General features: G+C 69.9%; 16 protein-coding genes. 6 read left to right on the forward strand and 10 right to left on the reverse strand.

The window, feature by feature from the left end; genetic code table 11:
- The first annotated feature begins 79 nt into the window (after positions 1-79).
- Entirely contained in the window at positions 80-736 is a 657-nt protein-coding gene (locus ACLQ2O_RS04085) for a TetR/AcrR family transcriptional regulator (protein ID WP_425827294.1), read from the forward strand.
- On the opposite strand, the gene ACLQ2O_RS04090 is transcribed toward ACLQ2O_RS04085, so the two are convergent.
- Complete coding sequence (locus ACLQ2O_RS04090) at positions 687-3,965, reverse strand: ATP-binding protein (protein WP_425827296.1); 3,279 nt, start codon at positions 3,963-3,965, stop codon at positions 687-689. The genes ACLQ2O_RS04085 and ACLQ2O_RS04090 overlap by 50 nt on opposite strands.
- Before the next feature lie 410 nt (positions 3,966-4,375).
- On the opposite strand from ACLQ2O_RS04090, the gene ACLQ2O_RS04095 reads away from it, so the two are divergent.
- The gene (locus tag ACLQ2O_RS04095) at positions 4,376-5,722 is read left to right on the forward strand and encodes a serine hydrolase domain-containing protein (protein WP_425827298.1); all 1,347 of its coding nucleotides are present in this window, start codon (positions 4,376-4,378) and stop codon (positions 5,720-5,722) included.
- Positions 5,723-5,730: 8 nt separating this feature from the next.
- Here ACLQ2O_RS04095 and ACLQ2O_RS04100 read toward each other — a convergent pair whose 3' ends face one another.
- From ACLQ2O_RS04100 to ACLQ2O_RS04125, 6 genes are all read right to left on the reverse strand, one after another.
- Positions 5,731-6,168 carry a DUF5615 family PIN-like protein gene (locus ACLQ2O_RS04100; protein WP_425827300.1) on the reverse strand — a complete coding sequence of 146 codons (438 nt, stop codon included), beginning with the start codon at positions 6,166-6,168 and terminating at the stop codon, positions 5,731-5,733.
- Complete coding sequence (locus ACLQ2O_RS04105; protein ID WP_425827302.1) at positions 6,168-6,806, reverse strand: DUF433 domain-containing protein; 639 nt, start codon at positions 6,804-6,806, stop codon at positions 6,168-6,170. Before ACLQ2O_RS04105 ends, ACLQ2O_RS04100 begins: the two co-directional genes overlap by 1 nt.
- A 112-nt stretch (positions 6,807-6,918) precedes the next feature.
- Positions 6,919-7,443: a DinB family protein gene (locus ACLQ2O_RS04110; RefSeq protein ID WP_425827304.1), complete on the reverse strand. Its 525-nt coding sequence runs from the start codon at positions 7,441-7,443 to the stop codon at positions 6,919-6,921.
- 113 nt (positions 7,444-7,556) lie between these two features.
- Positions 7,557-9,104: an AMP-binding protein gene (locus tag ACLQ2O_RS04115; protein WP_425827306.1), complete on the reverse strand. Its 1,548-nt coding sequence runs from the start codon at positions 9,102-9,104 to the stop codon at positions 7,557-7,559.
- 69 nt (positions 9,105-9,173) lie between these two features.
- The gene (locus ACLQ2O_RS04120) at positions 9,174-10,289 is read right to left on the reverse strand and encodes a DUF5938 domain-containing protein (protein WP_425827308.1); all 1,116 of its coding nucleotides are present in this window, start codon (positions 10,287-10,289) and stop codon (positions 9,174-9,176) included.
- Between the two features lies 1 nt (position 10,290).
- Positions 10,291-11,088: an SDR family NAD(P)-dependent oxidoreductase gene (locus tag ACLQ2O_RS04125; protein ID WP_425827310.1), complete on the reverse strand. Its 798-nt coding sequence runs from the start codon at positions 11,086-11,088 to the stop codon at positions 10,291-10,293.
- 172 nt (positions 11,089-11,260) lie between these two features.
- Between ACLQ2O_RS04125 and ACLQ2O_RS04130 the strand changes: the two genes are divergently transcribed.
- Positions 11,261-11,881 (forward strand): TetR/AcrR family transcriptional regulator, encoded by a 621-nt coding sequence (locus ACLQ2O_RS04130; RefSeq protein ID WP_425827312.1) that lies wholly within the window; start codon positions 11,261-11,263, stop codon positions 11,879-11,881.
- Here ACLQ2O_RS04130 and paaK read toward each other — a convergent pair.
- From paaK to paaI, 3 genes are all read right to left on the reverse strand, one after another.
- The gene (gene paaK, locus ACLQ2O_RS04135; protein WP_425827314.1) at positions 11,878-13,191 is read right to left on the reverse strand and encodes a phenylacetate--CoA ligase PaaK; all 1,314 of its coding nucleotides are present in this window, start codon (positions 13,189-13,191) and stop codon (positions 11,878-11,880) included. The genes ACLQ2O_RS04130 and paaK overlap by 4 nt on opposite strands.
- A 97-nt stretch (positions 13,192-13,288) precedes the next feature.
- Positions 13,289-14,494, reverse strand: coding sequence for a 3-oxoadipyl-CoA thiolase (gene pcaF / locus ACLQ2O_RS04140; protein ID WP_425827316.1), 1,206 nt, complete (start codon positions 14,492-14,494; stop codon positions 13,289-13,291).
- A gap of 156 nt (positions 14,495-14,650) precedes the next feature.
- Complete coding sequence (gene paaI / locus ACLQ2O_RS04145) at positions 14,651-15,076, reverse strand: hydroxyphenylacetyl-CoA thioesterase PaaI (RefSeq protein ID WP_425827318.1); 426 nt, start codon at positions 15,074-15,076, stop codon at positions 14,651-14,653.
- A 78-nt stretch (positions 15,077-15,154) separates the two neighbouring features.
- Here paaI and paaN point away from each other — a divergent pair, with 78 nt between their 5' ends.
- The 3 genes from paaN to ACLQ2O_RS04160 are packed head-to-tail and all read left to right on the forward strand — an operon-like array spanning position 15,155 to position 18,204.
- Positions 15,155-16,828, forward strand: a complete 1,674-nt coding sequence (gene paaN / locus ACLQ2O_RS04150) for a phenylacetic acid degradation protein PaaN (protein ID WP_425827320.1) — start codon at positions 15,155-15,157, stop codon at positions 16,826-16,828.
- Positions 16,821-17,420 (forward strand): serine hydrolase domain-containing protein, encoded by a 600-nt coding sequence (locus tag ACLQ2O_RS04155; RefSeq protein ID WP_425827322.1) that lies wholly within the window; start codon positions 16,821-16,823, stop codon positions 17,418-17,420. Before paaN ends, ACLQ2O_RS04155 begins: the two co-directional genes overlap by 8 nt.
- Complete coding sequence (locus ACLQ2O_RS04160) at positions 17,344-18,204, forward strand: serine hydrolase domain-containing protein (RefSeq protein WP_425829061.1); 861 nt, start codon at positions 17,344-17,346, stop codon at positions 18,202-18,204. Before ACLQ2O_RS04155 ends, ACLQ2O_RS04160 begins: the two co-directional genes overlap by 77 nt.
- Positions 18,205-18,240 lie beyond the last annotated feature (36 nt).

The following is an 18,240-nucleotide window of genomic DNA, read 5'->3' on the forward strand; positions in this document are numbered from 1 at the left end:
CCCGATAACCAGCTGACAAGACCTTGCTCTGAGTGACTAAGATGAGCGGGTCACGCACGGGGTAGCGACAAGAGGTGTTATGAGCGATCCCTCCGTGCGCCGGTACTCCGGACGCTCGGTCGACGAGTGGAAGGCCGCCAGGCGGGAACGCCTGCTGGACGCCGCGCTGGAGCTGTTCGGGACCGACGGGTATCCCGCGACCTCGGTGGAACGCCTGTGTGCACAGGCGAAAGTGTCGACCCGGCACTTCTACCACGAGTTCCAGAACAAGGAAGCCGTGCTGCTCGCGGTGCACGCCCAGGTGATCGAGCTGGGGGTCCGCAGCACGGGGGAGGCGCTGGCCGCGACGGTGGACGCACCGGTCCGGGAGCGGATCACGGCAGCCGTCGACGGCTACCTGCAGACCATCATGACCGACCTGCGACGGGCCCGGATCTCGTTCGTCGAGGTGGTCGGGGCGAGCCCGGCGGTGGAGGAGCAGCGGATCGCGTTCCGCGAGCTGCTGATCGCCAGCGTGACCTCGATCGGCGAGGCCGCGGTGGCCCGCGGCGAGATCACCCGCAAGGACTTCCGGTTCGTCGGCCTGTCCTTCATGGGCGCGGTGAACACCGTCGTCTACGACTGGATGCTGGCCGACCCGCGGCCACCGGAGCAGCAGGTCCAGGTCGCCCTGCGCGAGCTCGCGGTCAGTCTGATGACAGCAGACCCCCGCGCCGCCGGCCCGCCGGCAGGGTGAACCGTTTGCCGAGCTCGTCCATCGCGTCGTCGTGGCCCAGTCCCGCCCCGGACTGGAACGCGGTCTCGTAGCCGGCCTCGCCGAGCGCCGCGACAGCGCCCTCGACGGTGCGCCGGACCCACTGATCGGGAACAGCCCGTACGCCGCGGATCGCCGCGGCCAGTCCGAGCGTCCGCGCCGCCAGCTCCGCGTCACCGTCCATCAGGTCGACCGACGCGGCGACCTCGACCACGGCGGACGCGATCGGCATGTCCTCGGTGGTCAGCGCCAGCGCGACGGCCGGCTCGACCTTCCGGCGCGCCTCGGAGAGGTCGCCTCTGGCCACCAGCACCCGGGCGAGCTCGGTCAGCACCATCGCTTCGCCGTGCGGTGCCATCCGCTCGGCCTCCGGGTCGAGCGTCGCGATCGCCTGCTCGGCCAGCTCGAGCGCCTCGTCCAGCTGCCCGGACATCCGGTGCAGCGCGGCCATGCCGATCAGCGCGATGCCCTGACCGCCGCGGCCGCCGGTCTCACCGGCCAGCCGCTGCGCCTCGCGGACGTCGGACCAGGCGCCGTCGAGATCGCCCAGCTCGGCGCGGCTGAGCGCTGCCTGCCCGAGCAGTTGCGGCATGCCCTCGGTGGTGCCCAGCTCCTCGGTCAGCCGGATCGCCTCGATCAGCGAGTCCAGCGCGGTCCGGTGGTCGCCGTGGGTCCCCGCGTACGAGGCCAGTCCGCGCAGCGCCAGCGACTTGCCCCAGCGGTCGCCGATCGCGGTGAAGCCGTCGTGGGCGAGCTGCAGGTCGGCCGCCATCTGCTGGACCTCGCCCTCGTTCTCGCGGAACATCGCCGTCATCATCACGGCCATGTTCCGGGTCCAGGCGTCGCTGCTCTCCCGGGCCTCCTCGAGCTGCCGGAAGGCGGTGGCCTTGTCGCGCCGAAAGGCGGCCCAGACCGCGTTGGTGAACCAGCCGACCGCGGACTGCCGCACCTCGTCGTACCGGCGGCTGAGCATCCGGACCTCGGCCAGTCCCCGGATCGCCTTGGTCACCGAGTCGGAGGGATCCGCGCCGTTCGACAGCGTGCCGATCGAGTAGAGCATCACGGTCAGCGCCCGGGACACCGGCTCGGTCGGTCCCGGTACGGCGAGCGCCGCCTCGAACCACGCCACCGCCTCGGACGGACGGCCGCGCATGTTCCAGTACTGGCCGAGGATCGCGACGAGCTGGATCGACTCGTTGGCCTGGCCGGAGTCGATCGCGGTGCGCAGCGCGTCCAGCAGGTTCTCGCTGTCGGCGTCCATTCGTGCCATCCACACCAGCTGGTCGCCGGTCCGGAGCTTCGGTTCCGCCTTGCGCAGCAGCTCACCGAAGTACGCCGCGTGCGCCTGCCGGACCTGGTCGACCTCACCGGCGGCCGCGAGTTGCTCGGCGCCGTACGCCTTGACGGTCTCGAGCATGCGGTACCGGACCGATCGCTCTTCGGCACCGGCCTCGACCAGCGACTTGTCGACCAGCGAAGCCAGTACGTCGAGCACGGCCTCCGGTGGCAGACCCGGTCCGCTGCAGACCTGTTCGGCGGCCTCGAGCGTCGCACCGCCGGAGAAGCGGGACAGGCGCCGAGCGACCGCCTGCTCGTCGGGCTCCAGCAACTCCCAGCTCCACTCGACGACCGCACGCAGTGTCTGGTGCCGTGGCAACGCCGTACGGGAGCCGCTGGTCAGCAGGCGGAAGCGGTCGTTCAGCCGGTCCACGATCTGCAGAGGAGTCAGGGCCCGCAACCGGGCCGCGGCCAGCTCGATCGCGAGCGGCATCCCGTCGAGCCGGCGGCAGATCTCCGCGATCGCGTGGCGGTTCGCGTCCGTGACGGCGAAGTCCGGCCGGACCGCACGGGCCCGGTCGACGAACAGGCGGACGGCCGGGTAGTCGTCGTCGGTCGCGTCGACCGGCGGCAGCTCGAGCGGGCCGACCTGGTGCAGGTGTTCGCCGGAGATGCCGAGGGGCTCGCGACTCGTGGTCAGCACGCGCAGCCGCGGGCACTGCGCGAGCAGCGAGTCGACCAGCCCGGCGACCTCCTGGATCAGGTGCTCGCAGTTGTCGAGCACGAGCAGGACGCGACGGTCCGCGATCACCTCGACCAGCCGGTCCGTCGCTGAGCGACTGGTCGGCAGCTTCGGCGTCAGCGAGGTCTGCAGGGTGTCGACGTACTCGGTCGCGCCGAGCGCCATCAGTAGCGCCGGAGCCACGTCGGACGAGTCGGCCAGCGGCGCCAGCTCCACGAAGTAGATGCCGTCGCCGGTCTCGCTCACCAGCGTCCGGCCGGTCTCCGTCGCCAGCCGGGTCTTGCCGGCGCCGCCTGGCCCGACCATCGTCACCAGCCGGGTCCCGTCGCTCAGCTGCCGAGTCAGCTCGGCCACGTCCTGGGCGCGCCCGACGAAACTGGTCAGCGGGGTCCGCAGGTTGCTCTTGGGCTTGGGCGCCGGATCAGCAGCCCGTACGGCGGTGCCGGCTGCGGCCGGCGGTGGGTCGAGCTCGTCCCCGCGCAGCACCGCCACGTGGACGTCGCGCAGCCGCGAGCCCGGGTCGGCACCCAACTCGTCGGCGAGCGTCGTACGGACTCGCTCGTACGCCGCGAGCGCCTCGGCCTGGCGGCCGTCGGCAGCGAGCGCACGGATCAGCAGCTCGTGCGGGCGCTCCCGCAGCGGGTGCGCGAGCGTGAGTCGCTCCAGGTCGGCCACGACGTCGCGGGCGTGACCCGTGGCGATCCCGGCCTCGGCCAGATCCTCGGCCGTGCCGAGGCGCAGCTCGGTCAGCCGGTCAGCCTCCACCTGCGCGAACGGCAGGTCGCGCAGGTCAGCCAGGGCCTCGCCGCGCCAGAGACGGTCGGCCTGGGACAGCAGCGTGCGCGCCTGGGCCGGGTCGCTGGTGAGTAGTTGCCGCCCGCGCCGGGCGAGCTCCTCGAACTGGACGGCGTCGACGCAATCGGGCCCGATGGTCAGCGTGTACCCGGCGGGGCCGGACTGGACCGAGATGCTCGACTCGGTCGTGGGCAGACCGGCCCGGAGCCGGGAGACCAGCGACTGCAGAGCGTTCGCACTCGGTGCCTCGCTGCCCCAGAGACCGTCGACCAGGGTGTCCACTCCGACAGGCTTGCCGGCTCCGAGCGCGAGCCTGGCCAGCAGTCCGCGCAGCCGGACACCGCGGACGTCCAGCGGTGAACCGTCGGCCGCCCACATCGCGAGTGGACCGAGCACCGCTATGCGCACTCCACCAGCCTCCCACAGCCCCGGCTCTACTTTTGGCGTCGACTTCGTCTCCGCGGGTTTTGGGGCTTTTCGCCCGTTCTTCCCTCGTCGGTCGGTCGCTGCGCTCCCTCCCTCCTCAGTCCAGAACGGGCGGCCCCAAAACCTGTCCCTGGCCACATTCTCGCGGGGGCGTCAGGCACCCTGCTCCTGGCCACATTCTCGCGGGGGCGCCAGGCACCCTGCTCCTGGCCACATTCTCGCGGGGGCGCCAGGCACCCTGCTCCTGGCCACATTCTCGCGGGGCGCCAGGCCCCCTGCCCCCGGCCACTCTCCGCCGCGTCGGCGAAGCCGGCGCAGGCGTCCGGGGCGCTAGGCTCCCCTTCCCCCTTCACCACCTCTCCGGGCTAAGGTCGGCTCTCGTGACCGATATCGCCGCGCACACGCAGACAGCGCTTACCCGGATCATCACCGAGCGTCAGACCAAGGGCCGGGTTCCGGGCCTGGTCGGCGCCGTCGCCCGTGGCGGGAAGCTCGCCTGGTCGGGCGGCGTCGGCTCCGCCTCGCTGGACAAGCCCGGGGTCGCGCCGACCGCCGACACGCAGTACCTGATCGCCTCGCACAGCAAGACCTTCACCGCGGTCGCGATCATGGCGCTGCGCGACGAGGGCAAGCTCAGCCTGGACGACACCGTCGAGAAGTTCGTCCCGGAGAGCAAGCACGCCGGCGTCACCGTCCGGCAGATGCTCAGCCACGCCAGCGGCATGCAGCGCGAACCGGTCGGCGACGTGTGGGACGTGATGGCGTTCCCGGACCGCGCCGAGCTGATCGCCGGCTGGAACGAGGCCGAGCGGATCGGCAGGCCGCACCACCGGTTCCACTACTCCAACCTGGTCTACTCGGTGCTCGGCGAGATCGTCGCGCGGCTCGACGGGCGGACCTGGTACGAGTCGGTCCAGGCCCGGATCCTGCAGCCGCTGGAGATGCGCCGCACGACGGTCGGCATGGACGGCGGACCGGCCGCGTCCGGGTACTACGTGCCGCCGTTCAGCGACGTACCGGTGCCTGAGCCGCTGCTCTCGCTCGGCGCGATGGACGCCTGCGGCGGACTCGCCAGCACCGCGGCGGACCTGGCCAGGTGGACCTCGTTCCTGGCCGACCCGACCGACGAGGTGCTGTCCAAGGACACGATCGACGAGATGTGCCAGCCGCAGATCATGGCCGACCTGGACCGCTGGCAGCTCGCCTTCGGTCTCGGCTTCATGCTGCTCCGGGTCGGCGAGCGGGTCTTCATCGGCCACACCGGCGGCATGCCCGGCCACATCACCGGCACGTTCCTGCACCGCCCGTCCGGTACGGCGGGCATCGCGCTGATGAACACCACCGCTTCGCCGTCCCCCGCCGCGATCGCCACGGAGCTGGCCCTCAAGGTCCTCGACGACGACCCGGTCCTCCCGAAGCCGTGGACCCCCGGCACCACTGTCCCGGCCGAACTGGCCGACGTCCTCGGCACCTGGTTCACCGAGGGCCAGCCGTTCGTCTTCTCGGTCCGCGAGGGACACCTCGAGGCCAGGTCCCCGGCCGCCGCGGACCACATCGCCCCGGCGGTCTTCGAGCAGGTCTCCACGGACGTCTACCGCACCGTCTCCGGCCGGGAAATCGGCGAACTCCTCCGCATCACCCGCGACGCCGACGGCACCCCGACAAAGTTGAACTGGGCAACCTACCTCTGCACCCGCGAACCCCTGGCCTTCGGCCAGCACCTGTAGGCGGGCGCTCAGCGAGGCCAGTACTTAGGAGGGGCAGCTGCTGGGTCCACGGTCACGTGCCGTCCCCCGGGTTCGATGCTGAGGATGCGCACCAGCCGCTGACCGTCCGCCATCGCAAGCTCCGCAACCACGTACGGCATGGCGGAAACGACGGCACCCAAGGCCAGTGCAAGCCCGGTGACACCGAGGTCGTACTTCTGGCGGTAGCGCACGTGATGAAGGCCACTCTTCTTGATCGCTGCCGCTTCGACCGGATCGTCCAGCTGGCTGGCGTCATTGGTGACCAGGACCTCGTAATGCTGGGCCGCGGCGTCGCGCAGAACGAAGAGGTCCTTCTTGCCGCTCCATCCCAGCTTGTGTACGTGTTCGACGCGGTGTCCACGCAGAACATGCCTCAGCGGATCGAGGACCTGAACAGCTACGTCCTCATCGAGCAGGATGCGCATCAGGCCGCGGTTGTCCGGCCGTAGCGGTCGACGTAATCGGCGAAATCCAGGGCGTCAGCAGCCGCCGCGGCGCCCACGGACGGGTAGTAGTCGGAGATCTCCTCGGCGGCAACACCATCGCGGAGCAGACCGGCGACAGGCTCGAAAGGCACCCGGGTCCCCAGGATCACGGGGTGGCCACCGCGGACCTCGGGATCGACGTGAAGGGCTCTGCGCGGGTGGATCAGATCAGGTACCAGCACCTCGTCAGCCGTGAGGAATGCCTGCAGCACATCCGACATCACGACAGTGACCTGCTGTCCCGGCCGGTTGACCAAGTCGATGGCCGGCGAGTCGTCCGGGGCCACGAGCACGACGCTGTTGCCCTGGGCGACGAGGCGGTACGTCGACAGGTGCTCTCCCTCGCCGAGGTCGTACAAGTTCTGGATGGCTCGGCGAACACGTTGCAGCGAAATGCGCTTGCGGAGATAGACCGTGGTCCGTAGCGCGATCACGTCACGGAAGGAGTACAGCAGAGGCTGCTGCGAAACCTCCGGGACGAGCAGTGGGCCGCCGGACGTGGTGGCCTTCCTCCAGTACGCGAGCTGGCGGACAGACGCACCCGACAACGCCGCAGCCAGCTGTGGCCGGTATGCCATCGATCCCTCCCATCGCTCGGATTTCGATGGTATCCCTCGTGGAGAAGGTCCCGTGGCCGTTTGTGGATGAACTGCTGATCTGCCCGGGGAATCCCCGGGCAGATCAGTCGAGCTACTTCGTGTAGCTCGTGTGGCCGTCGAGGAGCTCGCGGATGATGTCGAGGTGCCCGAGGTGCCGGGCGGTCTCCTCGATCAGGTGGCACAGCACGAACCGGAGCGAGGCGACGCCGGTGCCGTCGCGCATCGACGGGCCCTGTTCGAGCGCGTCGAGCGAGAGGTCGGCGATGGTCGCGTTCGACCGGGCGCACTCCTCGTCGTACTCGTCGAGCAGCTGGGCCAGCGGTACGTCGTCGACGAACATCTCGGCGTCGACGTGCCCGTCGTCGGTCCACGGGGTCTGCCCGGTGTCGGGGACGCCGGCGACGTTCAGCTGGAACCAGGAGTACTCGTTCCAGCGCAGGTGGGCGACGATGCCTGCCATCGTCATCAGCGGTGACGTCGGGACCACCTTGCGGTGCTCGTCAGCGGCGCTGAGGTCCTTGCACTTCATCCGCACGAAAGACCGCTGCAGGTCCAGCCAGCCGATCAGTTGGGTGCGTTCGTCCGCGGTGAGCGGCGGACGGGTGACTTCGGTCATTCTCGACTCCAAGAGTGGAACTGGAGCCACCGCTCAGTCGCGGGTACGACGAGTCGGTGGCACATAGGTCTTACCAGACATCGCGCTCACCTCCTCTCGTCGTTGCCTGAACCTTAGCGGTCCGCGGGGCCGGAACTCAACAGGATTGCCTTCACCTCGGCCTTCAGCACCTTCCCGACCTTGGAGCGCGGCAGATCGGTCCAGACCACGACCTGCTTGGGGGTCTTCACGCTGCCCAGCCGGCTCTTCACGTAGTTGCGGACCTCCGACTCCGAGACGGTCAGCCCCGGGTGCAGCTGCAGCACGGCGGTGACCCGCTCGCCCCACTTCTCGTCGGGCAGCCCCACGACCGCGCAGTCCTGGATCGCTGGGTACGTCATCAGCGCCTGCTCGACCTCGGCCGAGTACACGTTGAACCCACCGGTGATGATCATGTCCTTCGCCCTGTCCACGATGTAGAGGTAGTTGTCGTCGTCGAGGAACCCGATGTCCCCGGTGTGGTGCCAGCCGTACGCCGAAGCAACCGCGGTCGCCTCGGGGTCCTGGTAGTACCCGGCCATCACGAGCGACCCCCGGACCACGATCTCCCCGCGCTGATCGTGGTTCAGGAGCCGTCCGTCGTCCGCCATGATCGCGACCTGGGTCAGCGGACTCGGCCGTCCCGCGGAGGCGAACCTCTCGACCGCGGGCGACCCGTCGGGGTGGAAGTGGTCGGCCGGCGCCATCGTCGCGATCATCATCGGCGCCTCGCTCTGGCCGAACAGCTGGGCCATCACCGGCCCGATCCGCTCCAGCGCCTCCTCCAGGCGGGCGGCCGACATCGGCGCGGCGCCGTACCAGAAGCACTGCAGGGAGCTCAGATCCGTGCTGGGCAAGGCTTCCTCGGCCAGCAGCATGTAGATCAGCGTCGGCGGCAGGAACGTGTGCGTGACCCGGTGCCGCTCGACCAGCGCCAGGAACTGCGGCAGGTCGGGCTTCGGCATCACGACGATCTCGCCGCCGAGCGTCAGCACCGGAAAGCACAGTACGCCGGCCGCGTGCGTCAGCGGCGCGAGCGCGAGATAGACCGGCCGCCCCTCGAAGGGATAGGCCATCAACGTGATCGCCGACATCGTCTCGAGATTGCGCCCGGTCAGCATCACCCCCTTCGGTCGCCCGGTCGTCCCACCGGTGCCGACCAGCAGCGCGACGTCGTCGACCGGCTCGGCCTGCCACGGCTCCGCCGGTACGCCATCCAGCCACTCCGCCAAGCTGCTTGCCTCAGGCAAGGACTCGTCGAGGCAGACGACGAGGCGCAGCTTCGGCAGGTCGGGCAGGATCCGTTGCACCAACGGCAGGAAGGCGCGCTGGAAGATCAGCACCGAGCAGTCGAACGCGTCCAGCAGGTCCCGGTTCTCGGCGGCCTCGTTGCGCGGGTTCACCGGGCACCAGACCGCGCCGGCCCGGGAGATGCCGAACACGCACGCGAACGCGACCGGGTTGTTCGCCGACAGGATCGCGACCTTGTCGCCCGGCGCGATCCCGGACTTCGCCAGCGCCCGCGCGACCTGGTACGACAGCTCCTGCACCGCGCCGTAGCTCAGGCTGGTCCTGTCCATCGTCAGGCAGGGCGCCGCCGGACCGAGCGACGCCCCTTTGTCCAGATAGTCGTACAACCGCACGCGAACTCCTCGGTGGAACAGGCGCGGGGGAGACCCAAGGGGGTGAGAGAGGACGCCCCCGCGCCTGGCTCAGTGGTGGACGGTCACAACGGGTTCGAGCACCAGCCCGAAGCTCCGCAGGACGCCCAGGAGTTCGCGGTGCCCGAAGGCCTGGCAGGCCGAAGCCAGCCCGGCGCGCCGCGGCGGTTGCTGCAGCAGCGAGTACGCCGCGTACGCCTGCAGCGCGCCGGTCTGCTTGTAGTTGCTGTTCCCGTAGATCACGCAGTGCGCGCGGCCGAGCGGCCCGGTCGCGTAGACCGAGTCCAGCGAGGTGTTGATCCGCGGGTTCTCCCGCGGCGGCATGCTGGCCTGGACCGACGCGGCGACGTCCGCGAGCGCCGACTCCTGCTGGTCGGCGGGCAGCGTCTTGATCTGCGTCTCGACCATCTTCACGGCCTCGACCACGCCCTGCATGACGGCCCGGTCGAAGACGCCGCCGGCGACCTTGACGTTCGCCACCCGCGGGTCGTTGCGGAACCAGACCGGATGGCTGGTGCCACCCCACGGCAGCGCGAGCGCGGACTCGTGCTGGCCCGGCACGTTCACCTCGAACGTGGTCAGCGGGTCCCACTTCACCAGCTTGTTCTGCTCCAGGTAGTGCCAGTCCGCCTTGAGGATCGTGAAGATCGTCTGCGTCGACGCGTACGTCGGGAAACCCTTCCACAGCACGAGAATGTCGAGCGTGTCCAGGCCGGGCGTCTCCAGGCAGATGTTCGCCGCGATCTCGCCGGTGGTGTACATCTGCGCGATGCCGGGGCCGAGCAGCAGGCCCTGGGACGCGAACTTGTCGCCCCAGTTCTCCTGCGCGGCCAGCATCCAGTCCTGCTCGCCGGTGGTGTCCAGGTAGTGGCAGCCGGCCGCCAGCGACGCCTCGACGACCTCGGGTCCGTACTTCACGAACGGGCCGACCATGTTGCTGACCACCTGCGCGCCGCTGAACAGCTCGGTCAGCGCGCCGACCTCGTGGTCGACCTCGACCACCTCGTGCTCCACGGTCTCGATCCCCGGGACCTTGTCGAGCACCGCCTGGATCCGGGCCTTGTCGCGGCCGGCCGCGATGAACGGGACGTGGTATTCGCGCAGGTACTCACACACCAGACGGCCGGTGTAGCCGGAGGCGCCGTACACGACGACAGGTTTGGTCATGTCACATCCCCATTCCGCCGTCGACCGGCAGGCCCGCACCGGTGATGAACTTGGCCGCGTCGCTGGCCAGGAAGACCACCGCGTCCGCCATGTCGCCGACCTCGCCGAGCCGACCCAGCGGCGTCAGTCCGATCACGTCGCCCACCGCGGCCTCAGCCGACGGCCACAGGCCGAGCGTGACCATGTCGGCCGCGAGCTTCATGCCCATCTCGGTCGGGACGAGTCCCGGGTAGACGCAGTTCACCCGTACGCCGTACCCGAGCTTGCCGGACTCCATCGCGGCCACGCGGGTCAGCCGGTCGACCGCCGACTTGGTCGCGGAGTAGCCCGCGATGCCGGGGAACGGGATCGTTGCCGCGACGCTGGAGATGTTGACCACCGAGCCACCAGACCCCGCCGGTCCGCCCGGGCGCATCGCCCGGAACGCGTGCTTCACGCCGAGCGCGGTGCCCAGCACGTTGATCTCCAGCATCTTGCGTACGTCGTCCGGCTCGAGGTCGACGACCAGGCCGGACAGCTCGACGCCGGCGTTGTTCACCAGGATGTCCAGGCCACCCAGTTCACCGACGGCGGCGGTGATCGCGGTCTCCCAGTTGGCGTCATCGGTCACGTCGAGTTTGACGAACACCGCGTTCGCGCCGGTCTGCTTCAGTTCGTCGGCGGTCGCGCTGCCCAGGTCCTCCTGGATGTCGGCGATCACCACCGAGGCGCCGGCGGCGGCGAGTGCCGCGGCCATCCCGGCGCCGAGCCCGCGGGCGCCCCCGGTCACCAGAGCCTTGCGTCCGGTCAGGTCGTACATGGCATCTCCCCTCAGACGGTGCGGATGCTTGACGCCACGGTCACCGGTGAGGCGATGACCGGGGCGATGCCCCTCAGCGTCACCGAATCCTGGACAGTCGTCAAGACTTTCTTGGACAACTGTCAAGGAATTCCCGCGGCTCCGGGTAGGCTGGTGGTCAGGAGGCTCGCCGATGACCGAGGTGACGGACCGGATCTCGCGCCGGCAGGTGGACAAGTTCGCGGAACGCCGCGCGCAACTGGCCACCTCGGCGCTGCGCACGCTGTCCGAGCTCGGTTACGCCCGGACCAGCCTGCGCGAGATCGCCCAGAACTCCGAGTTCTCGCACGGAGTGCTGCACTACTACTTCCGCGACAAGGTCGAGCTGATTACCGCCTGCGTGCGGCAGTACAAGGCCGAGTGCGTGACCCGGTACGACGAGCTCGTCGACACCGCGACCACCGCCGAGGGCATCCGCAAGGACTTCGCCGACGCCCTGGCGACCACGTGCCGCGAGGACGCCGCGATGCACCGCCTCTGGTACGACCTGCGCAACCAGGCCCTCTTCGAGGAGTCCTTCCGCAAGGACGTCCTGGAGATCGACCAGACCCTCGAGCTGATGATCTGGCGCGTCGTCACGACGTACGCCGACCTCGCCGACCGCCCGCTGACGGTCACCCCCAGTACGGCGTACGGCCTGCTGGACGGCCTGTTCACCCAGGCCCTGCTCCGCCACCTCGCCGGCGTACCGAACGCCACCGAGGACCTGGCCGCCGCGGCCCACCAAACCCTGCCGAAACTGCTGGAGCCCTAGAGCTTCCGTCGGTCGTTGATGCGTTTCGCCTTGCCCAGCGAGCGTTCCAGCGCGTGCGGCGGCAGGACCTCGATGGCCGCGGTGATCCCGACGTGGGTCTTGATGCGGTGGGAGAGCTCGCGGACCGCGGGGGAGTGGTCGGTCAGGCCGGGGGCGGCCTCGACCTGGACAGTCAGCTCGTCGAGCCGGTTCGGGCGGGTGAGGACGCACAGGTAGTGCGGCGTGAGGCCCTCGACCAGCAGGATCTGCTCCTCGATCTGGGTGGGGAAGACGTTGACACCGCGGACGATCATCATGTCGTCGGTACGGCCGGTGATCTTCTCCATCCGGCGCATCCCGGGCCGCGCGGTGCCGGGGAGCAGGCGGGTCAGGTCCCGGGTGCGATAACGCAGGACCGGGAAAGCCTCCTTGGTCAGCGTGGTGAACACCAGCTCCCCCTCGGAGCCGTCCGGGAGGACCTCGCCGGTGACCGGGTCGATGACCTCCGGGTAGAAGTGGTCCTCCCAGATGTGCAGCCCGTCCTTGGTCTCGACGCACTCCTGCGCGACGCCCGGGCCCATCACCTCCGACAGTCCGTAGATGTCGACCGCGTGCATGCCGGTCCGCTGCTCGACCTCGAGGCGCATCTGCTCGGTCCACGGCTCCGCGCCGAAGATCCCGATCCGTAGCGAGGTGTCGCGCGGATCCAGCCCGCGGGCCTCCATCTCGTCCAGGATCGACAGGAAGTACGACGGCGTGACCATCATGATCTCGGCGCCGAAGTCGCGGATCAGGTCGACCTGCCGCTCGGTCATGCCGCCGGAGATCGGCACGACCGTGCACCCGAGCCGCTCGGCGCCGTAGTGCGCGCCGAGCCCACCCGTGAACAGCCCGTATCCGTAGGCGACGTGACACACGTCCCCGGCCCGACCGCCCGCGGCCCGGATCGAGCGGGCGATCAGGTCCGCCCATCGATCGATGTCGCCGCGCGTGTAGCCGACGACCGTCGGCCGGCCCGTCGTACCGGACGAGGCGTGCACCCGCACGACCTCCGAACGCGGTACGGCGAACATCCCGAACGGGTAGTTGTCGCGCAGGTCCTTCTTCGCCGTGAACGGCAGCCGACTCAGATCCGACAGCTCCCGCAGGTCGTCGGGCGTGAACCCCACGCCGTCGAGCGCCGCCCGGTAGTGCGGCACATTCTCGTACGCCGCGCGCACGGTGGTCTGCAGCTGGGCGAGCTGACGCGCCCGGAGCTCGTCGACGGACAGCCGCTCACCGGCGTCCTGCAGCTCGGGCGGGCAAGCTTCACCGAGAAAGCGCTCGGTCATGGCGGAGACCTCCGAAATTTCAGGGGTTCACCCAGCAAATGCGCCGTTGGCCCACGATAATCCGGTAGGCCAACGGTCCATTTGAGGGGTTAACCCATCAAATGCGTGCCAGCAGGGTCGCGATCCCTTGCCCGACGCCGATGCACATGGTGGTCAGCGCGTACCCGGCGTCGCGGTGGCGAAGCTCCAGGGCGGCGGTCAGGGCGAGACGGGCACCGGACATCCCCAGGGGGTGACCCAGGGCGATGGCGCCGCCGTTCGGGTTGACGTGGTCGGCGTCGTCGGGCAGACCGAGCTCACGCAGTACGGCGAGCGACTGCGCCGCGAACGCCTCGTTCAGCTCGATCACGCCGACGTCGGCGAGCGCGACACCGGTCCGGTCGAGCAGCTTGCGGGTCGCGGGCGCGGGCCCGATCCCCATGATCCGCGGCGGTACGCCGGCCGCCGCGGTCCCGACGATCCGGGCCAGCGGCGTGACGCCGAGCCGCTCGACCGCTTCGCCGCTCATCACCAGCAGCGCGGCCGCGCCGTCGTTCACGCCGGACGCGTTGCCGGCCGTCACCGTGCCCGGGTCGCGGAACGGAGTCTTCAACCCCGCAAGGGCTTCCAGCGAGGTTTCGCGCGGGTGCTCGTCGGTGTCGACCACCGTCACGGCGCCGCGCTTGCCGGGCACCTCGACCGGAACGATCTCCTCGGCCAGCCGGCCGTTCGCGATCGCCTTGGCCGCGCGCTGCTGGCTGCGTAGCGCGAACAGGTCCTGGTCCTCGCGGCCGACGCGGAAGTCGGCCGCGACGTTCTCCGCGGTCTCCGGCATCGAGTCGATCCCGTACTGCTGCTTCAGGACCGGGTTGGCGAACCGCCAGCCGATCGTGGTGTCGAAGATCTCCGCCGAGCGCGCGTACGCACTCGTGGCCTTGGGCATCACGAAGGGCGCCCGCGACATCGACTCGACCCCACCGGCGATCACGATCTCGTTGTCACCGGCAACGATCGACCGCGCGGCCGAGGCGACCGCGTCCAGGCCGGAGCCGCAGAGCCGGTTGATCGTCGAGCCGGGCACGCTGTCCGGCAGCCCGGCCAGCAGCACGGCCATCCGGGCGACGTTCCGGTTGTCCTCGCCGGCCTGGTTCGCGCAGCCCAGGACGACGTCGTCGATGCCCAAAGGGTCCAGCGAGGGGTGCCGGGCGAGCAGGGAACGCAGCGCGTGCGCCGCGAGATCGTCGGGCCGCACCGCGGCCAGCGCACCGCCGTACCGGCCGATCGGGGTCCGGATCCCGTCGACGAGATAGGCCACGCGGGTCATAGCGCCATTCCGTTCTGAATCGAGGAGCAGGCCAAGGTCATGGGGCCTCCCGGTCTGGACTGAGGAGTGAGGGAGCGAAGCGACCGAACGACGAGGGAAGACCGGGAGACCAAGCCCCATGACCCGCCGAGCCGGAGGCGAGGCCAACAGCACAGCTCATGAGTCCTCCTGGATGACGGTTCCGGACAGTTGGCGGCTGCGGCCGCGGAACTCGGCGACGACCTCGTCGCCGCGGCGCACGGTGACGTCGTAGATCCCGTTGCGCCCGTACGACGTTCGCTCGACGGCCTCCGCGACGAGCACGTCGCCACGCTGGGCGGCCGCGACGAACACGATGTCGCAGGCCTGCGCGACGGTGACCTGGTTGCGCGAGTTGCAGGCGAACGCGAACGCGGAATCCGCGAGCGTGAAGACGAAGCCGCCGTGAGCGATACCGTGGCCGTTCACCATGTCGTCGCGCACCGTCATCTCCAGACGCGCCGTGCCGGTTCCGACCTCGATCAGGCGCATTCCGAGCATCGCACTGGCGGTGTCCCCGGCCCACATCGCGGCCGCCACGCGGGACGGCAGGTTCTCGCCCATGCTGTTACACCCTATCGCCGATTCGTCTGCCGACTGTAACATCAGCCTCGTCGACCATCTCAGCTTGGAGCGCACCCCATGACATCGACCGACTGGCTCGCCACCCACCGCGACCGCCTTGACGGGGCGCTGGCGGCGATCCGCAGCCGTGGCTACTTCTCCGCCTTCCCCGAGTCGCCGAGCCCGCGGGTGTACGGCGAGACGGCGGCCGCCGACGGCAAGGCCGCCTTCGAGCAGCACCTCGGCAAGGAGTACGCGCTGCCGACCCCGGGGGCCAACGGGACGGTCGTCACCGAGCAGTCGCCGTTCGGCATCGAGCTGAACGTCGAGTACCCGCGCACCACCGAGAGCGGCCTGGACGAGCTGCTCGCCGCCGCTCAGGCGGGGCTGACCGACTGGCGCAAGGCCGGGATCGACGGCCGGACCGGCGTCACGCTGGAGATCCTCGACCGGCTGCACAAGCGCGTCTTCGAGCTCGCCAACGCCGTACAGCACACCAGCGGCCAGGCCTTCGTGATGGCGTTCCAGGCCGGCGGCGCGCACGCGCTGGACCGCGCGCTCGAAGCGGTCGCCTACGCGTACGAGGAGATGAGCCGCTACCCGGCCGAGGCGCTGTGGGAGAAGCCGGCCAAGGGCGACCCGATCCGGATGACCAAGAACTTCACCGTCACCGGCCGCGGCGTCGCGCTGGTGATCGGCTGCAACACGTTCCCGACCTGGAACTCGTGGCCGGGCCTGTTCGCCTCGCTCGTCACCGGCAACGCCGTCGTGGTCAAGCCGCACCCGCTGGCCGTCCTGCCGCTGGCGATCACCGTCGACGTCTGCCGCGAGGTGCTCGCCGAGGCCGGTCTCGACCCGAACCTGGTCACCCTGGTCGCCGAGCGGCCGGACGACGGCCTGGCCAAGCCGCTCGCGCAGCGGCCCGAGGTCAAGCTGATCGACTTCACCGGCGGCAGCGAGTTCGGCGAGTGGCTCGAGCAGAACGCCACCCAGGCGACCGTGTTCACCGAGAAGGCCGGCGTCAACGCGGTCATCGTCGACTCGACCGACTCGTTCAAGGCGCTGTGCAACAACCTGGCCTTCACGCTCTCGCTGTACTCCGGCCAGATGTGCACCACCACGCAGAACCTGTTCGTCCCGGCCGGCGGCATCGAGACCGACGAGGGGCACAAGTCGTTCGACGAGGTCGGCGCCGGCATCGGGACCGCGATCGGCAAGCTGCTCGGCGACGACGCCCGCGCGGTCGAGATCCTCGGCGGGATCGTGAACCAGGCAGTGGTCAGCCGGCTCGAGCTGGCCGAGGAGTACGGCGACGTCGTGCTGCAGTCGCGCGCGATCAAGCATCCGTCGTACGAGGACGCTGTGGTCCGTACGCCGCTGCTGGTGGCGATCGACGCCAAGGACGAGGGCGTCTACGGGCGTGAGTGCTTCGGCCCGGTCTCCTTCCTGGTCCGGACCGCGGACACCAAGGAGTCGATCGAGCTGTTCGGCCGGACGGTCGCCGAGGGCGGCGCGATGACGGCCGGGATCTACTCGACCGACGAGGGCGTGCTGGAGCTGGCGCGCGACACCGCGCTGGATGTCGGCGTCGCACTGTCGGAGAACCTGACCGGCCAGGTCTTCGTGAACCAGTCGGCGGCGTTCAGCGACTTCCACGGCACCGGGGCGAACCCGGCCGCCAACGCGACGTACACCGACGGCGCCTACGTTGCGAGTCGCTTCCGCGTCATTCAATCCAGGCGTCATGCCTAACCCTGTGGACGACCGGAACCTGACCGAAGTCCTCGCGTACTACGACACCTGGCTGGCCTTCAACCAGCGCTACCAGCGGGTCCCGGGGGTCCAGGCCGCCGTGTACGCCGGGGACCGGGTCGCGCTGTCGACGGCGTACGGGCTGGCCGACGTCGAGGGCCAGGTCGCGCTGACCTCGGAGCATCTGTTCCGGATCGCGTCGCACTCGAAGACGTTCACCGCGACCGCCGTGCTGCAGCTGGTCGAGCAGGGCCGCGTCCGGCTGGACGACAAGGCGTCGGCGCACGTGACCGAGATCGTCGGGACGCCGCTCGGTGAGCGCACCCTGCGGGACCTGCTCAGCCACGCCGGCGGCGTCACCCGGGACAGCCTGGACTCGGACTTCTGGCAGCTCGTGAGGCCGTTCCCGGACCGTGCGGGCCTGCTCGGCGTACTGAAAGACGGACACGTCGGCGGTGCTCGAGGACAACGACCGGTTCAAGTACTCCAACATCGGCTACGGCCTGCTCGGCCTGGTGATCGAGGCGGTCACCGGGACGTCGTACAACGAGCACGTGCGGACCGCGATCGTGGCCAAGCTCGGACTCGGTGACCTCGGGCCGGAGCTCGATCCCGGCCGGAGCGCGCAGTACGCCGCGGGCTACAGCGCCTACGCGTACGCCGACCAGCGGGTGCCGATCGAGCACATCGACACCGGGGCGCTCGCCTCCGCGACCGGCTTCTACAGCACCGCGCACGACCTGGTCAGCTACTGGTCCGCCCACCTGACCGGCGACGACCGGCTGCTGACCGACGCGTCGAAGCGGCAGATGCAGCACGGGCTGTGGAAGACCACCGAGGAGGACGGGCCGCAGTACGGGCTCGGGCTGCAGATCAACAAGGTGGCCAAGCGGGACGTCTTCGGTCACGGCGGCGGCTACCCCGGGCACATCACCCGCTCGCTGGTCGACGCCGACCGCCGGGTCGCGGTGTCGGTGCTGACCAACGCGATCGACGGACCGGCGAACCAGCTGGCCGAAGGGGTGCTGAAGCTGATCGACCTGGCCGAGTCGAAGGACCGCGGCGAGGGCGATCTGGCCCGCTTCACAGGGCGCTTCGCGAACCTGTGGGGCGTGGACGACATCGCGCTGCTCGGCGGCCGGCTCTACCTGATCGACCCGACCGCGGCGGACCCGACCGCGGAGCCGACCCAGCTGGAGCCGTCCGGCGACAGCACGCTGCGGGTCACCAGCGGCTCGGGCTACGGCGGCTACGGCGAGCACCTGCGCTTCGAGTTCGCCGCCGGCCGGATCGAATCGGTGCGAGGGGCAAGCGGTCAGCTCAGCCGCCCGATCGAGCAATACTCGCTACCTGATCGGGTGACCGCCGTACGCTGACCCCGTGACTGTATTTTTGGCGTCGACTTCGTCGCC

It is taken from the genome of Kribbella sp. DT2 (assembly GCF_049844575.1).
Lineage (GTDB): Bacteria > Actinomycetota > Actinomycetes > Propionibacteriales > Kribbellaceae > Kribbella.